The organism is Actinoplanes sp. L3-i22 (genome assembly GCF_019704555.1).
Classification (GTDB): Bacteria; Actinomycetota; Actinomycetes; order Mycobacteriales; family Micromonosporaceae; genus Actinoplanes.
Genome location: NZ_AP024745.1, coordinates 2,358,138 through 2,377,870 on the forward strand (window position 1 = coordinate 2,358,138; position 19,733 = coordinate 2,377,870).

Genomic DNA, 19,733 nt, shown 5'->3' on the forward strand with positions numbered 1-19,733 from the left:
TCGTTCTCCTTAGCCTTTGAGACCGGACGTGGCGAAGCCCTCGACCAGCAGCCGCTGGAACGCGGCGAAGAACAGCAGGATCGGCACGAGCGCGAGCGCCGACAGAGCGAGCATCGGCCCGTACGCGTTCGGGTCGGTCACGTCGATGAACAGCCGCAGGGCGAGCGGCAACGTGTACTTCTCCGGATCGGACAGATAGATCAGCTGGCTCAGGAAGTCGTTCCAGGTCCAGATGAACGTGAAGATCGCGGTGGTGACCACGGCCGGCCGGATCAGCGGCAGGATCACCGCCGGGAAGATCCGGATCGAGCCGCAGCCGTCGAGCCGGGCCGCCTCGTCCAGCTCCCGCGGGATGTTCCGCATGAACTGGACCATCAGGAACACGAAGAACGCGTCGGTGGCCAGCAGCTTCGGCAGGATCAGCGGCCAGAACGTGTCGACCGTGCCGAGCCGCTGGAAGATCGTGTACTGCGGGATCAGCACGGCATGCGTGGGCAGCATGATCGTCGCGAGCATGACTGCGAACAGCGGTTTGCGCAGCCGGAAGCGCAGGCGGGCGAACGCGTACCCGGCCAGCGAGCAGCTCACGATGTTGGCCGCCGCGCACCCGGCCGAGACCAGGATCGAGTTGACGAAGAACCGCCAGACCGGCACCCCGGCCAGGTCACCGGCGAGGTAGGCGTAGTTGTCCAGGATGGCGTGCTTCGGCAGCAGCGCCAGGCTCTGCAGGATCTCCCCGGACGGCTTGAACGACGCGGCGGCCAGCCAGACGATCGGGTAGAGCAGCGGGATCAGCAGGGCCAGCACGAGCAGATGCCATCCGACCCGGCGGATCATGCCTCGCCACCGTAGAAGACCCAGCTTCGCGACGTACGGAACAGCAGCGCGGTGATCGCCGCGACCGCCACCAGCAGCAGCCACGCCATCGCCGAGGCGTAGCCCATCTTGAACTCGACGAACCCCTTCTCGTACAGGTAGAGGGTGTAGAACAGCGTCGAGTCGCTGGGCCCGCCGGTGCCGTTGCTCAGCACGTAGGCGCCGGTGAAGACCTGGAACGCGCGGATCGTGTCGAGCACCAGGTTGAAGAAGATCACCGGCGACAGCATCGGCAGCGTGATCGACCGGAACGTCCGCCACGGCCCGGCCCCGTCCACCGCCGCCGCGTCGTAGTACTCCCGCGGGATCTGCTGCAACCCGGCCAGGAAGATCACCATCGGGGCGCCGAACTGCCAGACCGCGAGCAGCACCAGCGCGAGCAGCGCCCGGTCCGGCTGCCCGATCCAGTCGTGGAAGATCACCCGCCACACCACCGCGACGCTGACGCTCGCGCCGAGCAGCGACGGCGCGTAGAACGCGGACCGGTAGGCGCCCCGCGCCCGGCTGGGCCGGTTGATCAGCATCGCCACCCCGAGCGCCGCGGCCAGCTGCACCGGCACCGAGATCGCGACGAACTTGGTGGTCGCCGCGACCGCGTTCCAGAAGTGCGGGTCGCTCGTCAGGATCCGTACGTAGTTGTCCAGCCCGGTCCACCGCGGCGCGGTGAACAGGTCGTAGTCGGTGAACGAGAGGTACAGCGACGCGGCCATCGGCCCGAGCGTGAGCAGCAGCGCGCCGGCGATCCAGGGGGAGAGGAAGAGGTACGCGACCGACGGCCGCTCACCGGTGTGCATCCGCTCAGGCCCCGAGCGCTTGCTTGATCTCGCTCATCAGCCGGGGCGCGGCCTGCTCCGGCGTGGCCGTCGCGTTCATCACGTCGTCGTAGATCCGCTGGAACTGGGTCTTCACCACGCCCGCGCCCTTCGGCGGCGGCGCGGGCGCCGGCAGCAGCTTCGGGGTGACCAGGGCCTCGTAGTCGGCGACCATCTTCCACTCGTCGGTCAGCGTCCCGCTCAACGTCTTGCGGATCGCCAGGTTGGCCGGCAGGCCGCGGCTCATCCCGAGCAGCGCGCCGGCCTCCGGGTCGTTGAGGAAGAAGTCCACGAAGGTCAGCGCGGCGTCCGGGCTCTTCGTCCGCTGCGCGATGCTGATCATCATGGGCGGCTGGGTGACCTGGCCGGTCCCGCTGCCGGCGGTCGGGAACGCGGAGAGCTTGAACTCCCCGCCGTAGGTGTCCCACGAAGTCATCCCGACCGTCGAGTCCGGCGCGAACTCGGCGGTCGACTCCTTGCGCGGGAACGGCGTGCCGGTGGTGTTGCTGGTGACCGCGGGCGGGGTGAGCGCCTTCGCGTCCTTGAACTCGACCGCCAGCTGCCACCAGCGGACCACCTCGGCCTCGGTGTAGCCGAGCTTGCCGTCCGGCGTGTAGAGGTCCTTGCCCTGCTGGCGCAGCCAGTCTCCGAACCAGTCCTCGATGCCGAAGAAGTCGCTGATCCCGCTGACCTTCGGGCCGAACTTCGCGCTCACCTTCGCGCCGGCGTCCCGCAGGTCGTCCCAGGTCCAGCCGTCGGCGGGGAGCTTCGCGCCGGCCTCGGCCCAGCGCGTGGCGTCGTACTGCAGCACGTGGGTGGTCTGGCCCATCGGCAGGCCGTAGGTCTTGTCGCCGATCAGGCCCTGGGTGAACAGCTTGGACTCCAGGTCGGCCGTCTTGATCGTGCCGCCCAGGTGCGAGGTGAGGTCGAGCAGGGTGTTGCGCTCGGCGTACTCGCGGATGTAGCGCTCGCTCATCTGCAGCACGTCGGGGGCGTTGCCGCCGCTCATCTCGGTGGCCAGCTTCTGGAAGTACGGGTCGAACGCCGCGTACGTCGTCTTGACCGTGATCTCCGGGTGCCGGGTGTGGAACAGGTCGACCACCTGCTGGGTCACCTTGGCCCGCTCCTCGCTGCCCCACCAGGAGAACCGCAGCGTCTTGCCGCTGTCCCCGCTGTCCCCGCACCCGGCGGCCGCCGTCCCGGTCCCGGCGAGGGCCAGCCCGGCCACCCCGCCCCGGAGAAGTGTTCGCCTGCTGACCGCCATGACGCCTCCCGCATCCCTGGAACGTTTCAGAGCACGACGAAATCGCCGCCGCGGCGGGGCCTTCCGGGGCGTTGGGGATCAGCGACATTCGATGCGCCGGGGCAGCATCGCACGCTCGTCGATCGATAGTCAACGATGCTGCAGGTGCGGCCAGCACAGGGAATGCGGTTTCCTGTCTGACCTTTCCGGCGCTCGGGGCCGCCTCGGCGGGCCGCCAAATCCTACCCGTCCGATAATATTTACATGATTCGAACACGCCATTCGGCCGATCGCCGCCGCGCATCGTCAATGGTGGATGCATGCGTAAATTACCGGCCGCCCTGGCCGCCGCAGCTCTCGTCGCGACCGTCGGTCTCGTCGCCTCCGCCGGCGCGCCGCCGGCCCCCGCGCGGGCTGCCGCCACCCCACCGAACATCGTCTTCGTCCTGGTCGACGACCTGGCGTGGAACCTGGTCCAGCACATGCCGAACGTGCGGCGGCTGCAGACCGACGGCACGACGTTCACCAACTACACCGTCACCGACTCGCTGTGCTGCCCGTCCCGCTCGTCGATCTTCACCGGGAAGTTCCCGCACGACACCGGCGTCTTCACCAACGAGAGCCCGGACGGCGGCTTCGCGGTCTTCCACAACCGGGGCAACGAGTCGCAGACCTTCGCCACCGCCCTGCAGGCCCAGGGGTACCGCACCGCGTTCCTCGGCAAGTACCTCAACGGGTACCTCCCCAAGGACCTCTACACGCCGCCGGGCTGGACCGAGTGGTACGGCGCGGGCAACGCCTACGGCGAGTACAACTACAACCTGAACGAGAACGGCACGCTGGTGCACTACGGCACCACCGACGCGGACTACCTCACCGACGTGGTGAGCGCCAAGGGCCAGTCGTTCATCGAGCGCTCGGCCGCGGCCCACCAGCCGTTCCTGATGGAGATCGCCACGTTCGCGCCGCACGGCCCGTTCACCCCGGCCCGGCAGGACCTCGACAAGTTCCCCGGCCTGACCGCTCCGCGGACCCCCGCCTGGGACACCCTGCCGGCGGACGCGCCGACCTGGCTGGCCGGCAACGGTCCGCTCACCGCCGCCGAGATCCAGAAGATCAACACTGACTATCGGAAGCGGGCGCAGGCCGTGCAGGCGGTCGACCGGATGATCGCCGGCCTGCGTCAGCAACTCGCCGACTCCGGGGTCGCCGACAACACGTACGTGGTCTTCAGCTCCGACAACGGCTTCCACATGGGCGACCATCGCCTGGTCGAGGGCAAGCAGACGGCGTACGACCACGACGTGGTGGTGCCCCTGGTGGTCGCCGGCCCGGACGTGCCCGGTGGCGTCAGCCGCCCGCAGATCGTGCAGAACATCGACCTGGCCCCGACGTTCCAGCGCATCGGCGGCGCCGCGGTCGCCGACGACGTCGACGGTCGCTCGCTGCTGACCCTGGTCACCGGCGGGACGACCGCCCCGTGGCGCACCGGGTCACTCATCGAGCACCACGGGCCGGGCGCCAGCCCCGACGACCCCGACGTCCAGGACGCCCGCAACGGCATGCCGACCACGTACGAGGCGCTGCGCACCGAGACGTACACCTATGTGGAATACGACAACGGCGAGCGCGAATACTACGACCGGACGGCGGACCCGGATCAGCTGCGGAACACGTACGCCGGCCTCTCGGCAGCCCGCAAGACGGCGCTGCACGCGGACGTCGCCGCCCTGACGAACTGCCACACGGGCACCACCTGCTGGACCGCCGGCCACGTCGGCTGACACCGGCGGTTTCAGCGCCGCATCAGAGCCGTTTCAGACCACCCGGGCACCCTGCGAGGGCTTCACCATCAAAAGTCGACGCGGAGAACGGGAAAGGTTTCCCATGAAATGGCGAAAAGTGCTGGCCGGACTGGCGAGCGTGGTGACCGCCGCGCTCGTGGTCCAGACGATGACGGCCGGCCCGGCGCTGGCGGACAAGGACGGGTCGTCGACGTCGCTGAGCCTGCAGAGCGGCACCGCGTTCGCCGGGGCCCTGGACCGGGACGTGATGACGGTCGGCGTCTCGGCCGGCAACCCCAGCGGCACCTTCGGGGTCAGCGGCGGCGGGAAGTCGCTGTGCTTCGGCTTCATCAGCGGCTCGGCGACCTGCACGATGCCGGCCCGGGCCCTGGCGCCCGGCACCTACTCGCTCACCGCCGTCTACGACGGGAACGAGGACACGTTCCCGTCCGCCTCCGGTGCGGTGCCGCTCACCGTGGTGCTGCAGCCGAGCACCACGAGCATCCAGATCCTGGACCCCTTCGGATCCACGGTGCCCGGTGATCCCCGGCTGGTCCTCGGCCAGGAACAGGGCTACTCCATCAACGCCGGCGTCCGCGGCAACGTGGCGGGCACGCCGACCGGGTCGATGACCGTCACGGCCGCCACCGCCTCGGGAACGTTCACCCTGTGCAGCGGCACGCTGAACAGCTTCGGGGATCTCGCCGCGTGCTCCCTGGGGGCGAGCACGCTGCCGGCCGGCACCAACCAGATCACCGCGACCTACTTCAGCGACGGCGTCTACGCCGGCTCCGTCACGAGCCGGCCGATCACCGTGTTGCCGGTGCAGTCGACGACGACCACGCTGACGCTGTCGAGCCCGTCGGTGCCGTTCGCGAGCGAGCAGGACGAGGTCCTCACCGTCCGGGTCACGAACGCCGGCGGCGGCACGCCGACCGGGACCGTCACGATCAAGACCGGGTCGACGACGATCTGCACGTTCGGCCTGAGCGGGGGCACCGGCCACTGCAGCCCGACCGCCAGCCAGCTGCGGCCGGGTAGCTATCCGCTGACCGCCACCTACAACGGCGACGCCACCGACACACCGTCCGCGGACAGCTCGAAGACCCTGGTCGTGGCGAAGGAGCCGACCACCACGATCCTGACCGCGTCGGCGGACGTCCTCGCGTTCGGCAACGAGGACGCCGAGTTCTTCACCGTCCAAGTCATCCCGGCGGTGAGCGGGATCCCGACCGGGAACGTCACCATCAAGAACGGCGCGGTGGCGCTGTGCACGATCCTGCTGGCCAACACCGACGGCTGCTTCCTGAAACCGACCCAGCTGAAGCTGGGCTCCTACCAGGTCACCGCCACCTACAACGGCGACAGTACGTTCGCCGGCTCCACCTCGGCGCCACAGCCGATCACCGTGGTCGAGTCCCTGATCCGCAAGAACGCGGCCCGGTAACACCGACCCACAAGCTCAGCCCCGGGCCCTGCCACCCGGGGCTGAGCCGGTTGACAGCCACGCCGGCGGTCGCGGCGCCGACTCCCGTTCAGGTCGTGTGCCGCCCCGATCAGGCTTGCGCGGGATCGGCGATGACCACGAACGTCGGCGGCCGGCCCGGATCGTTGCGTGCTCGCGGGGTGCCGGGCGGAAGAGCCGGAGCCAACGCCCGGAACACCCGCTCCGCGGCGGTCATCTCGTAGTCGCGGAAATCCTTCGTGGCCAGCAGCCAGAACCCACCCTCGGTCAGCGGCTCCACCTGCTCGAACGCGCCGGTGGCGAGCAGCGCGGGGCGGCCGCCGAGCCGATCACCCACCTCTTGCGCCACGATCGTCAGCCAGGAGTAGCCCCGGAGCCGTTCCCGGGTCCGTAGTATCGACTGCTTCGGATCCCGGTTCTCCCGTCCCGACCAGCGCTCCAGCGCTGTCCGGCCCTTGTCCCGCCAGTAGTCCACCTGGCCGAAGCCCGGGTTGAGCCGGTCGGCGGCCTGCCGGATCGCGGCGAGCCACCGCTGCTGCTCGGCGGGACCCGAATCCGGGTCGGTGAACCGGTCAGCCGGCACGTCCGCGTCCAGGACCAGCCAGCCGGGCGGCTCGCCGTCGAGGATGAGGGCTGCCTGTCGCATCGGCCAGGCGCCGGCGGACAGGATCCGGTCACCGAGGAAGCCGTCCTCGTCGAACCGGCCGATCCGCACCGTGACCTTCCAGTTCGGAAGATCGGTCAGCTCGGCCCGGAGCCATTCCCAACCCGCATCGCTGAGATGACGCCACTCGCTGCCCGGGTAGCCCCCGTCGATCGAGCGTGCGACCTCGATGAGGCCGTACAACTCACCGGGTTCGCCCTGCGGATCCGCCGAGGAGGGGTCGAGGCCGGTGACCGCCGGCAGGCCGGCGAGTTTCGCCCGCTCGGCCGGCGCCAGCGCCTGAGTCAGCGTGTCGAACCAGACGTACGCGGCCTCACCGAGCGGTCCTCGGCCGGTGTCGACGTTCAGCTGGATATCGAGCGTGAAATATCCCATCGGCGGAACCCTACTGCTGGGCGGGGGCCTCCTGGAGAGGGTCAGAGGGTGGTGATCAGGCCGCCGTCGATGGTGAAGTCGGCTCCGGTGATGTTGGCGGCGCGGGCGCCGGCCAGGAACGTCACCAGGTCGGCGACCTCTTCGGGGCGGGTGAAGCGGCCGGTGATCGAACCACCCGCCACCTGCTCGGCGATGGCGGCCGGGTCACCGCCGGTGGCGCCGGCCACGGTCGCGGCGACCCCGCCGGCGCCCAGCCACAGGTCGGTCGCGACCGGGCCGGGACTGACCGTGTTGACCCGGACGCCGGCCGGGCCCACCTCTTTGGACAGCGACTTGCTGAAGCTCGCCAGCGCCGCCTTGGCCGCGCTGTAGTCGATCACCAGGGGGTCGGGCAGGGCCGCGTTGACCGAGCCGACGGTGACGATGCTGCCCGCGCCGGCCGTGAGCAGATGGGGCAGCGCGGCGCGCGTCATCCGTACGGCGGAAAAGAAGTTGATCTGGAAGGTCTTTTCCCAGTCGTCGTCGGTGACCGACCGGAATCCGGCGACCCGTGGCCGGACCGCGCCGACGTTGTTGACCAGCACGTCCAGGCGCCCGAAGGCCGACAGCGCGGCCTCGACGACCGCGGCCGGCGCCTGCGGATCGGCCAGATCGAGGGCGACCGTGCGCACCCGGCCGGCCGCTTCCAGCTCGTTGAGCTCGGGCGATCCGCTCCTCGAGACCGCCGTCACCGACGCCCCCTCGGCGACCAGGGCGCGCGTGACGGCCAGCCCGATGCCCCGGCTCGCTCCGGTGACGATGACGCTCTTTCCCGACAATTCAAGATCCATGACAAAAACCTTCCTTCGCGTACGGATTCAGAGGCCGGACAAACTCAGAATTCAGAGGCCCTGGCGGCGCAGCCAGGCGAGCGTGGTGTCGGCGACGTCGGTCCAGCCGTTGTCGATGGTCAGTGAGTGGCCGCGGTCGGGGAATTCGGTGATGTCGGTGACGGCGTCGGAGTGCCGGTACTGCTTGAGGGTGGCGCGGACGACGGCTTCGGGGACGGTGTGGTCCTTGCCGCCGGTCATCAGCAGCAGCGGTCCGCGGTTCTGGTTGGCGGTGTCGACCTTGGCGGGTGAATGCGGGCTGAAGTTCGCGGCGGCGGCTTCGAACAGCGGCTTGCCGGGTGCGGGGATGGTCCACTGCTCGAAGAGGGCGTCGGATTCCTCGGCGGGGATGGCGTTGCCGAAGGCGTAGCGGAATTGCTCGGCGGTCAGGGAGACGGCCCGGTGTTTGTTGGCCGGGTTCTTGAACACCGGCAGGGTGGCCCGCAGCGCGGACAGCGGTAGCGGCAGCACCCCCTTGATCTGTGCGGCGTCGATGGCGACGGCGGCGCGGCCCAGGTCTTGTCCGAGTAGTTTCTGCGCGATCATGCCGCCGAAGGAGTGGCCGATCAGGATCGGTGCGGTGTCCATGCCGCGGATGATTCCGGCGTAGTGCTCGACGACGTCGTCGATGCCGTGGTCGGCGATGCTCTCGGGGTTCTCGCGGGCCTCGGTGACGGTGTCCGGGTCGCCGGGCCAGCCGGGGGCGATCGGGGCGTAGCCCTCGGCGGTGAACTTCTCGATCCAGGTGTTCCAGGAGGTCGCGTGGAGCCAGAGGCCGTGGATGAAGATGATCGGGGTCTGCGTCGTCGTCATGCGATAAGCACACCAGTCAGACCCCCATCCCCGAATCATGGAAACCCCCCAGTCCCACCGGGAGGGGACCCCAGGGCCGGGGTGATCTACTTGGGGGGTGCGATCGGTTCCGTTCATCGGGCGCCGCGACGAGCGGCGCGTCCTGCAAGATCTGCTGGACGGTGTCCGGGACGGGCGCAGCGGCACCCTGGTGCTCTCCGGTGAACCCGGGACCGGCAAGACCAGCCTGCTCGACCGGGTCGCCGCCAGTGACCCGGACCTCCGGGTGGTCCGGATCTTCGGGGTCGAGTCGGAGATGGTGCTCGGCTTCGCGGCCCTGCATCGCCTGCTGCGCCCCTGGCTGACCGGGATCGACGCGCTCCCCGCCCCGCAGCGCGACGCGTTGCGTACCGCGTTCGGTGGCCTGGCCGGCGGCGCCCCGGCCGACCGCTACCTGGCCGGCATGGCGGTGCTCACCCTGCTCGCCGACGCGGCCGTGGCGCAGCCGCTGCTCTGCGTCGTCGACGACGCGCACTGGCTGGACCGGGCCTCGGCCGAGGTCTTGGCGTTCGTCGCGCGCCGCCTGCACGCCGAGACCATCGGGCTGGTGTTCGCCACCCGCCCGCAGGGCGACACCCGCCGGCCGGGACTCGGTGTTCTCGACGGGCTGCCCACCCTGACCGTGCCGGGCCTGTCCAGCGACGACGCCGGGAACCTGCTGACGGCCAGCATCACCGGCCGCCTCGACGGCGCGGTCGCCGCCAAGCTCGTCGACGGCACCGGCGGCAACCCCCTGGCCCTGGTCGAGCTGGCCGGCTCGCTGAGCGCGGAACAGCTGACCGGCACCGCCCCGCTGCCGCAGTCCCTGCCGGTCGGCACGCTGCTGGAGTCGCACTACCAGCGGCAGATCGAGCAGCTCCCGGCCGAGACCCGGGAACTGCTGCTGCTCGTCTCGGCCGCCCCGCCGGACGACGCCACCCTGCTCTGGCGGGCCGCCGCGCACCTGGGCGTCGCCGCCGACCGGGCCGATCCGGCCCTGGCCGCGGGCATCCTGACCGACTCGCTCGACTTCCGGCACCCGCTGATCCGCTCGGCCGTCTACCGGGGTGCCGGCGCGACCGACCGCCGGCGCGTGCACGCCGCCCTGGCCGCGGTCTCCGACCCGGTGCTCGACCTCGACCGGCACGCCTGGCACCGGGCGGAGGCGACGATCGGGCTCGACGAGGCGGTCGCCGCCGAGCTCGAGCGGGCCTCCGAGAGCGCGCGGACCCGCGGTGGCTACGCCGAGCAGGCCGCCTTCCTGTCCCGCGCGGCCGAGCTCTCCCCGGACCCGCGGGACCAGGCCGCGCGCCTGGTCGCCGCGGCCCGCGCCCACCTGGCGCTGGGTGAGCCGCGCGCCGCCCGCGCCCTGCTCGACCGGGCCGAACGCGGCCTGGCCGACCCGGTCCCGCGCGCGCTCGCCCGGCAGGCCCGGGCCACCGCCCAGATCTACTCCGGACGCTTCACCGACGTGCCCGCGATGCTGCTGGCGGCGGCCGAGTCGATCGCCGGTCAGGATGCCGGGCTGGCCCGCAAGATGATGTTCGAGGCGCTGCAGGCCATCGTGTTCAGCGACGACCGGGCCACCACGGTCACCCTGCGGGATCTGGCCCGGCAGGTGCTGGCGTCACCGGCGGCGCAGACCCCGGCGCCGACCCACACCGACCTGTTCCTGACCGGCTTCGCCACCCGCACCGCCGTCGGCTACCGGGCCGCCGTGCCGCTGATGCGGGCCGCGCTGGCCGCGCTGAACACCGCGGAGAACCTCGCCGAGGAGTGCCTTCCGCTCGCGGTGATCAGCGCGTTCACCGCCGAGGACGTGTGGGACGACGAGGCCGGCCGGGCGGCGTGGCAGCGCCTCGAGGCCCACGACCGGGCCAACGGCGCCCTGGGGACCCTGCTGACCACGCTGATGGTCGGCGCCACCTGGGAGATGCGGGCCGGCCGGTTCGCGGCGGCCGCGGCCCGGCACGACGAACTGGCCGAGCTCAGCGACGTCCTGCGGCAGGCGCACCCGAGGATCCAGCAGGTGGAGCTGCTCGCCTGGAGCGGGCGGGAGGCCGAGGCCCGCGCGGCGGCGACCGCCGACGTCGGGTTCGACGACGTCATCAACAACTCGCTGGCCGTCCTGGAGATCGGTCTCGGCCGGTACGCCGAGGCGCTGACCGCCCTGCTGCCCTCGTTCGAGCGGGACATGCCCGGCGTCGCCAACCGCTCGCTGCACGACATCGTCGAGGCCGGCGTCCGCGGCGGGGACCACGAGGCGGCGAAGGCGGCGCTCGCCCGGATGCTGGAGCGCGTCCCGGTCAGCGCCACCCCGTGGGGACTGGGCCTGCTGGCCCGGTGCCGCGCGCTGCTGGCCGACGACGATGCGGCCGAGCCGCTCTACCGCGAGTCGGCCGACCAGCTGGCCAAGACCCAGATCAAGATCGAAGAAGCCAGGACCCATTTGCTGTACGGCGAGTGGCTGCGCCGCGCCCGGCGCCGCGCCGACGCCCGGGTCGAGTTGCGTACGGCCTACGACATGTTCACGAAAATGGGCGCCACCGCCTTCGCGGAACGGGCCCGCACGGAGCTGACCGCCACCGGGGAGCGGCCGCAGGACCGCGAGGCGCCGGTCACCCACGGCCTGACCCCGCAGGAGAAACAGGTCGCGACGCTGGCCGCGGCCGGGGCCACGAACACCGAGATCGCGGCCCGGCTGTTCCTGAGCACCTCGACCGTCGAGTACCACCTCACCAAGATCTTCCGGAAACTCGCCATCACGTCCCGCCGCAAACTGGCCGCGGCCCTGGGCGACGACGGGTGAGCCCGGAGCCGGAAGCCCCGGGCCCACCCGCGGTCAGTGGCTCTTCTTCGCCGAGACGACGATGCCGCCGCTGGTCAGGCGGGTCGGCAGCGGCTGGCTGAAGACCGTCCGGCCGGTCCGGGCGTCCCAGATCCGGACGGCCAGCCGGTCGGTGCCGTCGACCGCGGAGACCAGGAACCGGTAGGAGCCGGCGCCGTTGATCGTGCCGGTGCCCTGATAGGTCGCGGTCCCGCCGACGATCAGCGGCGCGGTCTGCGACGTGGACCGGAAGTCCAGATCACCACCCGCGAACCGGAGCCACGTGCGGCCGCTGCCGGATCCGCCGACCTTCTTCGCGGCCGCGGCGGATCCGGCGGCATTCTTCGAGGCTGCGGCCGATCCGGCGGTGAAGGCGAACTCGACCGTGCCGCCCGCGCGGATGCCGTCCAGGCAACCGGCCGATGCGGTCAGGGTGCCGTTGCCGGCGACCTGACCGCCGCCCGCGACATACGTGACCACGTGCGGCGCGGTCACCGTGGACGCGGCCCCGTCGTCGTCACGGACCGTGACCGACGGCTCGAAGACGTCACCCGTGGTGTAGGCGTGCGTCACCACGCAGAGTCCGCCACCGACCGTGCCGGTCGAGGCGGAACCGTCGCCCCACGACGCCGTACAGGAAAGGGTGTCGTTGGCGCCGCGGTCCGTGACCGGAACGCTGAGCGTGACCACCCTGCCGGTCGCGACCGGCTCGGTCGGCGCGCTCGGAGCCGACGCGGCCGGGCTGACATTGCCCACCGTGACCAGCGCCGAGTCCCGGCTCCCGCCGGCGGCCAGCGTGACCGTGTAGGTGCCGTCGTCGGTGCAGGTCACCGCCGTCGCAACGGCGTGCGCGTCGGCAAAGGCACAGGTGGCGCCGGCGTCCACGTCGTCACCCGCGGTCCAGGACCACGTCGGCGGGTTGGCGTCGTTGGAGACCGAGCCGGTGATCGGGATCGCGCTGCCCTCCGGGCCGGTGACGTCCGCGCCCGCGTGCGCCACGGTCACCGGGTCCACGCTCTCCAGCGTCGGCACCACCGGGTTGATCTTTCCGTCCGCACCGAACGTGAGCCGGTCGATCGTGGTCTCCCGGTGCGTGCCGTCGCCGCCGGGGATCGCGAACCGGTGGTACGCGATGTACCAGTCGTCGCTGTTCGGGGCGCGGACCACCGAGTGGTGCCCGGTCCCGAGGATGCCGAGCGACGCGTCCTTGGCCAGGATCACCCCGATCCGGTCGCTCCACGGCCCGGTCGGCGAGCTGCCGGTCGCGTACGCGACCCGGTAGTCCGCACTGCGCGTGTCGTTCTCCGACCACATGAAGTAGTAGGTCCCGTTCCGCTTGATCACGAACGAGCCCTCGTTGTAGTTCGCCGGGTGGTACGTCTTCACCTGCGCCGGGTCGAACGAGACCATGTCGTCGTTCAGCGGCACCTGGTAGGAGTTGCCGTTGCCCCAGTACAGGTAGGACTTCCCGTCGTCGTCGGTGAACACCGCCGAGTCGATCATCTGCCCGCTGTAGCTCCCGGACGCGACGAGTGGTTTGCCAAGCGCGTCGGTGAACGGCCCGGCCGGGTTGTCGGCGACCGCCACGCCCAGCTGCTTGGCCGTGTTTCCGCTGGCCAGCCCACCGGAGAAGTAGAAGTAGTACTTGCCGTCGCGGGTAGCGATCGTCGGCGCCCAGGCGCTGTTGTCGGCCCACGAGACGTCCGGCCCGAGGTCGAGGATCACCCCGTGGTCGGTCCAGTGCGTCAGATCCTTCGACGAGAACGCATGGAATTGTGTGCCTGACCAGCTCGCGAACCCGTCGGTCGTCGGATACATCCAGAACGTGTCGCCGAAGACGGTGATGTTCGGGTCGGCGTTCAACCCCGGCAGAACCGGGCTTCGCATCACCAGCGCTGAGACGGTCCAGGTCCGCTTCGCACCATCTCCGCCGATTATTTGGTACGTGACGGGCCGGCTGAAGTCCTGCACCGTCCCCGACGCCGGGCTGATCGTCGCCCCTTCGGCCAGGGTGAACTGCGGCGCGAGCGCGGCCACGTCGGTGCCCTCGGCGACCGGCAGTTTCACCGTCCCCGCCGCGTCGTCGACGATCGCGTCCACCTTGAGCTGCGGCAGGGTGACCCCGCCGACCGACGCGCCCTTCCCGGCCAGGTTCAGGATCTGCGCGCTGGTCAGGGCGGTGTTGTAGATCCGGAAGTCGTCGACCGATCCGGAGAAGTACGGATCGGCCGAGTAGAGCGACCTGCCGACGTACCCCGAATAGCTTTTCGACGCGTCGTAGAGGTCCCCGGGTTTGACGGTGACCCCGGTGGCCGAGGCGACCTTGCGCCCGTTGAGGTACATCGTGGCCGTGCCGGTCGGGCCGTCGACGGTCACCGCGAGGTGCTGCCAGCTGCCGCCGGGCAGCGCCGCGCCGGTCGCCAGCTTCGACTCGGCCGACCAGCTCCCGGTGGTGATCGCCGAGTAGAGCACCGACGAGCCGTTGGACGGGCTGGTGAACAGGTACTTTGTGCTGTCCGGGCCGAGGCCGTAGATCCACTGGTTGACCGTGGTGGACGCGGTCCATTTGGCCCAGAGCGAGACGGTCGCGCTGGTCGCGCCCTTGAGCACGCCGTTCGGGATGGTCACGTAGGAGCCGCCGGAGAGGGTGACCGCGGTGCCGTCGAGCGCCGGCTTGTTGAGGTAGGTCCCGTCGAAGCCGTTGCCCGAGGAGTCCTTGGCGACCGTGCCGCCGGTCTCGTCGAACTTGTACTGCAGGCGCAGGCCGGGGGCGGGCGCCGGCGGCTCGTACCGGGCGGAGATCCGGTCGTACTCGGCCTGGGTGACCGGCAGGACCGTGCCGTGCCGGGGCCGCGCCGGCAGCGTGTACCTCGTCTCCGCCGTCCACTTCCCGGAGTCCAAGTCGGTGGTGGAGAACGGCACGTAGCCGCGGCCGCCGTACTCGTCGATGAACAGGTACCACTTGTCCTCGGTGTTGCTCTTGAAGACCAGCGGGCCCTCGCCGCGCGACAGGTCGGGGGAGCCGATGCACTCGGAGACGAAGTCGTAGTCCAGGTCGAGGACGTCGGTGGACTTCTCCTCGATGACGTACTTGCTGCACGGCGACGACGAGCCGTTGTTCCGCTCGTCCTTGGTGAACCGATAGTACTGCCCGTCGTGCTCGACCATCGTCGAGTCGATCACCGAGTAGCCCGGGTCCTTCCACACCTTCGGCTCGCTGAACGTGTAGAAGTCGCGGGTGGTCGCGTACATCATCTTGTTGTAGGTGGTCCCGGTGTGCCCGGTGTCCGCCGCGTCATAGATCTTCGAGGCCCAGAACACGACGTACGCGCCGAGCTTGTTGTCGTAGAACGCCTCCGGCGCCCAGGTGTTGCCGGCGGTGTCCGGGGAGACCTTGACCAGCCGCTGGTTCGTCCAGTTGACCAGGTCGGTGGACTCCCACACCATGATCGATTTGCTGCCGGAGCGCTGCGAGGCGTCCCAGTCGCCGTTGCCGTAGATCTTGAGGTCGGTGGCGATCTGGTAGAACTTGTCGCCCTCGGGCGAGCGGATGATGAACGGGTCGCGCAGGCCCTGGGTGCCCAGCGTCGAGGTGAGCACCGGCTGCCCGTCGTTGATCTCACGCCAGCTCAGCGGGTCGTTGCCGTTGCTCAGCGCGTGGTAGATCTGCTCGCCGTTCGCGTAGCCCTCGCCGGTGAAGTAGCTGAACAGGTAGCCCTTGAGCGGCTCCTGCGCGGGCAGTTCCGGCACCTTCGCGAGGAAGTCCCGGGTCGCGCTCGCGCTGCCCCTGGTCACGGTCGCGGTCAGCGTCACAGTGGCCGGGCCGGTGCCGTGCGCGGGCCGGTGCACCTCGCCTGCGGCGCTGATCACGGCCGGGTCGCTGCTGGTCCAGGTCGCTGTCGTGCCGCCGGCTCCGCTGCCGGGCAGGGCGAGATTTCCCCGTACGTCGTCGATGTTCCTGATCTGCAGGGTCTTCGCCGCCGCCTCGGCCGTGGCCGCGTCGTCGAGCTCGGCCCGGACGGTGATCGCGAAGGTCTTCGCGGCCTGGACCGTGCCCCGCCGGATCGTCGCGGTCAGCGTGGCGTGCGCGTCGGGCTGCCCGGCCCGCGGGCGGGTGACCGCACCGGCGTCGGTGAGCACCGCGGAGTCGCTGCTCGACCAGGTCAGTTTCGAGCCGTTCGCGGCGGTCGCCGGCAGGCTCAGGTTCGCCGTCAGCGCGCTGGTGTCGCCGAGGTCGAGGGCCTGCCGGTCGGCCTCCACCGCGGTCTCGTTGACCGGCGTGGCCAGCGTGTCCACCTCGTCGGCGGCGAGCGCCCGGTCGTAGACCCGGATGTCGCGCAGGCCGCCCTTGAGGTACCGGTCGCCGGTGTAGAGCGAGCGGCCGAAGTAGTTCGCGCTGGTCGAGCCGCCACCGATCGCGCTCGGCGGGATGCTGATCGCGGTGTTCGTGGCGACCGCGACGCCGTCCTCGTAGAGTGTCCCGGTCGTCCCGGTCTGGGTGTAGGCGACGTGCTTCCAGGCGTTGCGGGTCAGGTTGTAGCCGGTGGCCGGCCGGGTGTTCTGCTCGCCGCTCCAGTTGCCCAGCGAGATCGCGTTGCGGAAACTGTCGCCGGTCGCGAAGAGGTAGCCGTTGCCGTAGCCGGTCGACGTATCGGTGTTGCCGAATCCGTAGAGGAAGTACGGCGTCGCCTGTGCACTGTCCAGCTTCACGTCGAACGCGACGGTGACCGCGTCCAGATCGGCCAGTAGATCGTTCGGCGCCCGCACGTACGTGCTGGTCCCGTCGAGGGTCAGCCCCTGTTCGCCGGTCCAGGTCGCGCCCGTGACGGCACCGTCGCGGCCGTGGCCGGAGGCGTCGGCGGCGACCGCGCCGGACTTCTCGTCCAGCTTGTACCAGAGCAGCAGCCCGTCGTCGGCGGCCGCGGCGGCGGGGGAGGTGATGGCGAGCGTGCCGGTGAGGAGGGAGGCCATTGTCAGGAGCGTTAACAATTTAGACCGAGGCATGATCTTCCTTGCTGACGTGTCGTCGGTGTTTCCCGAGTGTTAACGCTCACAAGAACCGAGTCAAGATCCTCGATGCGATGGGTGTGCCGGATACCCGGTGTCGGCAGGACGACTGGAGCACCCCGGACCCGCCGCCGAGTTGTAGCGTCGCCCGCGTGCGGGTGAGGCTGCTCGGATCCGTCGATGTGGAGGGTGAGGGCGTGCCGCGGCCGGTGTCCGGCCTGCGGCGCCGAGCGGTGCTGGCCGTGCTCGCGCTCGCCGCCGGCGAGGTGGTGAGCACCGACCACCTGATCGACGTGGTGTGGAACGGCCGGCCGCCGGCGACCGCCCGGAACACGTTGCAGAGCCACGTCTCCTACCTGCGGCGCATGCTCGGCGGCCGGGAGAGCATCGTGGCCCGGGCACCCGGCTACCTGCTGACCGTCGGCACCGATCTGCAGGTCGCCGCCGACCTGATCGAGGAGAGCCGGCAGACGGCCGACCCGGACCGCAAAGTGGCCCGGCTGGGCGCTGCCCTGAACCTGTGGCGGGGTCCGCCGCTGGCCGGTCTGACCGGGCTGAGTCGCCTGGAGGGCGAGGCCGAGCGCCTGGCCGGCATCCGTCTCGACGCGGTGCGGGCCCTGCTGGACGCGCGTCTGGCGCGGGGCGAGCACGCCGCGGTGGTCCCCGAGCTGACCGAGCTGATCCGGCACCAGCCGCACCACGAGCACCTGCACGGGCAGTTGATGCTCGCGCTCTACCGCGCCGGGCGGCAGGCCGACGCGTTGCGGGTGTACCAGCGGTTGCGCCGCAGCCTCGCCGACGACCTCGGCGTCGATCCCGGGACGCCGGTCAGCGAGTTGCAGGCCGCCGTCCTGCGTCACGATCCCTCGCTCGACCCGCCGGAACCCCGTACCGAGCCGGATGGGCGGGACGGGTCGGTACCGCGGCAGCTGCCCGGCGACGTCCCCGGCTTCACCGGGCGCGACAGCACGCTGGCCGAGCTGGACGCGCTGCTCGAGCCGGCCGCCGAGCCCTGTGCGGTGCGGGTCGCCGCGATCACCGGCACCGCGGGTGTCGGCAAGACCGCGCTGGCCGTCCACTGGGCGCACCGGGCCGCCGGCCGTTTCCCGGACGGGCAGCTGTTCGTGAACCTGCGCGGGTTCGCCCCGGAGGCACGTGCCGTGGACCCGGCGGAGGCGGTGCGCCAGTTCCTCGACGCGCTCGGCGTGCCGGCCGGGCGGATCCCCGCCGACCCGGACGCGCAGGCCGCGCTCTACCGGACCCGGCTGGCCGGTCGGCGCACGCTGATCGTGCTCGACAACGCGCGCGACAGCGCCCAGGTGCGGCCGCTGCTGCCCGGCTCGCCGGACTGCCTGGTGGTGGTGACCAGCCGGCACGAGCTGTCCGGACTGGTCGCCGAGGGCGCCCGGCCGATCGGCGTGGAGTTGCCGGCGGCGGCCGAGGCCCGCGAGCTGCTGGTCCGGCGGATCGGCGCCGCGCGGGCCGCCGCGGAGCCGGACGCGGTCGACGAGATGGTCGCCCGGAGCGCGCGGCTGCCGCTGGCGCTGACCGTGGTGGCCGCCCGCGCGGCGATCCACCCCCGGCTGCCGCTGCGCACGGTGGCCGCCGAGATGCGCAACGCCGGCTGCCGGCTGGCGGTGCTCACCGGCGACGACCCGAGCAGTGACGTGCGGGCGGTCTTCTCCTGGTCGTACCGGGCGCTGACCCCGCCGGCCGCCCGGTTGTTCCGGCTGTTGTCGCTGCACCCGGGACCGGATCTGTCGGCGCCGGGGGCGGCCGCGCTCGCCGGGGTGCCGGTGGAGCGCGTCCGTCCGATGGTGGAGGAGCTGGCCCGGGCGAGCCTGCTGATGCAGCACGCGGCCGGCCGATACGGGTTCCACGACCTGCTGTGCGCCTACGCGAGCGGCCTGGCCGAGCAGGTCGACCCGGCCGAGGACCGGGGCGCCGCGGTGCGCCGGGTTCTCGACCACTACTTCCGCTGCGCGTACGCGTCCGACCGGCTGCTGTATCCGGCGCGCGACCCGCTCACCCCGCCACCCGCGCCACCCGCCCCGGACGCCGGGCAACCGGGCGACGAGCAACAGGCGCTGACCTGGTTCGCCGCCGAGCATCGCACCCTGCTGGCCGCCGTGCACCTGGCCGTCGCCACGCACCTCGACGATCGGGTCTGGCGCCTCGCGTGGACGATGGTCACCTTCCTCAACCGCACGGGCCACTGGCACGACCTGACCACCGTCGGCTTCACCGCGCTGGCGGCCGGGCGGCGGCTGGGCGATCAGTTCGCGCAGGCGCAGGCGCACTGCTTCCTGGCGTACGCGAAGACCCGGCTCGGCCACTTCGAGGCCGCCGACACCGAGTTGCGGCAGGCTCTCGCGCTCTTCGACAGCGCCGGTGACCGGGCCGGCCGGGCCCACGTGCACCTGAACCTCGCGTACACCATGGACCGTCGCGGCCGGTGGCCGGACGCGCTCGGGCACGCCCGGCTGGCCCTGGAGCTGTACCGGTCGGCCGGCCACGAACGGGGCCGGGCCATCGCGCTCAACTCGGTGGGCTGGTGCCACGCCCTGCTCGGCCAGTACGAGCAGGCCCGGGACTGCTGCCTGGAGGCCCTGCCGCTGCTGGTGGAGCTGGGCGACCGCAACGGCCAGGCCGACACCTGGGACAGCCTGGGGCTGGCCCAGGCCAGGCTGGGCCGGCACGACGAGGCGATCGCCTCCTACCGCCACGCGGTCGACCTGATCCAGCGGCTGGGCGACCACTACCGGGAGGCGACCACGCTGGTCAACCTGGGGGAGGCGCAGCACGCGGCGGGGGACGCGGCGGCCGCCGGCGAGACCTGGTGCCGGGCGCTGGCCATCCTGGAGCGACTGCGGCACCCGGACGCTCCGGTGCTGCGCGACCGGCTCGCCGGTCTCGCCGTCCCGTGCCTGGGGTGATTCGTTTCAGCGCCGCATCAGCGCCGTTCCAGCGCCCCTTGCGA

At 71.3% G+C, this 19,733-nt stretch carries 11 protein-coding genes; 4 read left to right on the forward strand and 7 right to left on the reverse strand.

The features are described 5' to 3' along the window. Positions 1–9: 9 nt before the first annotated feature. From L3i22_RS10760 to L3i22_RS10770, 3 genes are read right to left on the reverse strand one after another with little or no spacing between them, the layout of a single operon-like run. Positions 10–837, reverse strand: a complete 828-nt coding sequence (locus L3i22_RS10760; protein ID WP_221326818.1) for a carbohydrate ABC transporter permease — start codon at positions 835–837, stop codon at positions 10–12. Then, positions 834–1,670 (reverse strand): carbohydrate ABC transporter permease, encoded by an 837-nt coding sequence (locus L3i22_RS10765; RefSeq protein ID WP_221326819.1) that lies wholly within the window; start codon positions 1,668–1,670, stop codon positions 834–836. The genes L3i22_RS10760 and L3i22_RS10765 overlap by 4 nt, the downstream gene beginning before the upstream one ends. A gap of 4 nt (positions 1,671–1,674) precedes the next feature. Further along, positions 1,675–2,952: an ABC transporter substrate-binding protein gene (locus L3i22_RS10770; RefSeq protein WP_221326820.1), complete on the reverse strand. Its 1,278-nt coding sequence runs from the start codon at positions 2,950–2,952 to the stop codon at positions 1,675–1,677. 299 nt (positions 2,953–3,251) lie between these two features. Between L3i22_RS10770 and L3i22_RS10775 the strand changes: the two genes are divergently transcribed. Together L3i22_RS10775 and L3i22_RS10780 are read left to right on the forward strand one after the other, a co-directional pair. Beyond that, positions 3,252–4,715: a sulfatase gene (locus L3i22_RS10775; protein WP_221326821.1), complete on the forward strand. Its 1,464-nt coding sequence runs from the start codon at positions 3,252–3,254 to the stop codon at positions 4,713–4,715. A gap of 103 nt (positions 4,716–4,818) precedes the next feature. After that, entirely contained in the window at positions 4,819–6,162 is a 1,344-nt protein-coding gene (locus L3i22_RS10780; RefSeq protein WP_221326822.1) for an Ig-like domain-containing protein, read from the forward strand. 109 nt (positions 6,163–6,271) lie between these two features. On the opposite strand, the gene L3i22_RS10785 is transcribed toward L3i22_RS10780, so the two are convergent. From L3i22_RS10785 to L3i22_RS10795, 3 genes are read right to left on the reverse strand one after another with little or no spacing between them, the layout of a single operon-like run. Next, a complete protein-coding gene (locus tag L3i22_RS10785) occupies positions 6,272–7,219 on the reverse strand; it encodes a hypothetical protein (RefSeq protein ID WP_221326823.1) in 948 nt (315 codons plus the stop codon). A 41-nt stretch (positions 7,220–7,260) separates the two neighbouring features. Next, on the reverse strand, positions 7,261–8,049 hold the full coding sequence (locus L3i22_RS10790) for an SDR family NAD(P)-dependent oxidoreductase (protein ID WP_221326824.1): 789 nt from the start codon (positions 8,047–8,049) through the stop codon (positions 7,261–7,263). Between the two features lie 51 nt (positions 8,050–8,100). Then, the gene (locus L3i22_RS10795) at positions 8,101–8,901 is read right to left on the reverse strand and encodes an alpha/beta hydrolase (RefSeq protein ID WP_255658107.1); all 801 of its coding nucleotides are present in this window, start codon (positions 8,899–8,901) and stop codon (positions 8,101–8,103) included. 97 nt (positions 8,902–8,998) lie between these two features. Here L3i22_RS10795 and L3i22_RS10800 point away from each other — a divergent pair, with 97 nt between their 5' ends. Continuing rightward, positions 8,999–11,728: a LuxR family transcriptional regulator gene (locus L3i22_RS10800; RefSeq protein ID WP_221326826.1), complete on the forward strand. Its 2,730-nt coding sequence runs from the start codon at positions 8,999–9,001 to the stop codon at positions 11,726–11,728. Positions 11,729–11,761: 33 nt separating this feature from the next. On the opposite strand, the gene L3i22_RS10805 is transcribed toward L3i22_RS10800, so the two are convergent. Beyond that, the gene (locus tag L3i22_RS10805) at positions 11,762–16,717 is read right to left on the reverse strand and encodes a family 43 glycosylhydrolase (RefSeq protein ID WP_221326827.1); all 4,956 of its coding nucleotides are present in this window, start codon (positions 16,715–16,717) and stop codon (positions 11,762–11,764) included. Between the two features lie 188 nt (positions 16,718–16,905). Between L3i22_RS10805 and L3i22_RS10810 the strand changes: the two genes are divergently transcribed. Then, a complete protein-coding gene (locus L3i22_RS10810) occupies positions 16,906–19,689 on the forward strand; it encodes a BTAD domain-containing putative transcriptional regulator (RefSeq protein ID WP_221326828.1) in 2,784 nt (927 codons plus the stop codon). The last annotated feature ends 44 nt before the right edge of the window (positions 19,690–19,733 follow it).

What these genes read in the sequence shown, in the direction of transcription:
- L3i22_RS10760 (WP_221326818.1), bottom strand. Translation starts at nt 837, where the DNA reads ATGATCCGCCGGGTCGGATGGCATCTGCTCGTGCTGGCCCTGCTGATC.
- L3i22_RS10765 (WP_221326819.1), bottom strand. Translation starts at nt 1,670, where the DNA reads ATGCACACCGGTGAGCGGCCGTCGGTCGCGTACCTCTTCCTCTCCCCC.
- L3i22_RS10770 (WP_221326820.1), bottom strand. Translation starts at nt 2,952, where the DNA reads ATGGCGGTCAGCAGGCGAACACTTCTCCGGGGCGGGGTGGCCGGGCTG.
- L3i22_RS10775 (WP_221326821.1), top strand. Translation starts at nt 3,252, where the DNA reads ATGCGTAAATTACCGGCCGCCCTGGCCGCCGCAGCTCTCGTCGCGACC.
- L3i22_RS10780 (WP_221326822.1), top strand. Translation starts at nt 4,819, where the DNA reads ATGAAATGGCGAAAAGTGCTGGCCGGACTGGCGAGCGTGGTGACCGCC.
- L3i22_RS10785 (WP_221326823.1), bottom strand. Translation starts at nt 7,219, where the DNA reads ATGGGATATTTCACGCTCGATATCCAGCTGAACGTCGACACCGGCCGA.
- L3i22_RS10790 (WP_221326824.1), bottom strand. Translation starts at nt 8,049, where the DNA reads ATGGATCTTGAATTGTCGGGAAAGAGCGTCATCGTCACCGGAGCGAGC.
- L3i22_RS10795 (WP_255658107.1), bottom strand. Translation starts at nt 8,901, where the DNA reads ATGACGACGACGCAGACCCCGATCATCTTCATCCACGGCCTCTGGCTC.
- L3i22_RS10805 (WP_221326827.1), bottom strand. Translation starts at nt 16,717, where the DNA reads ATGGCCTCCCTCCTCACCGGCACGCTCGCCATCACCTCCCCCGCCGCC.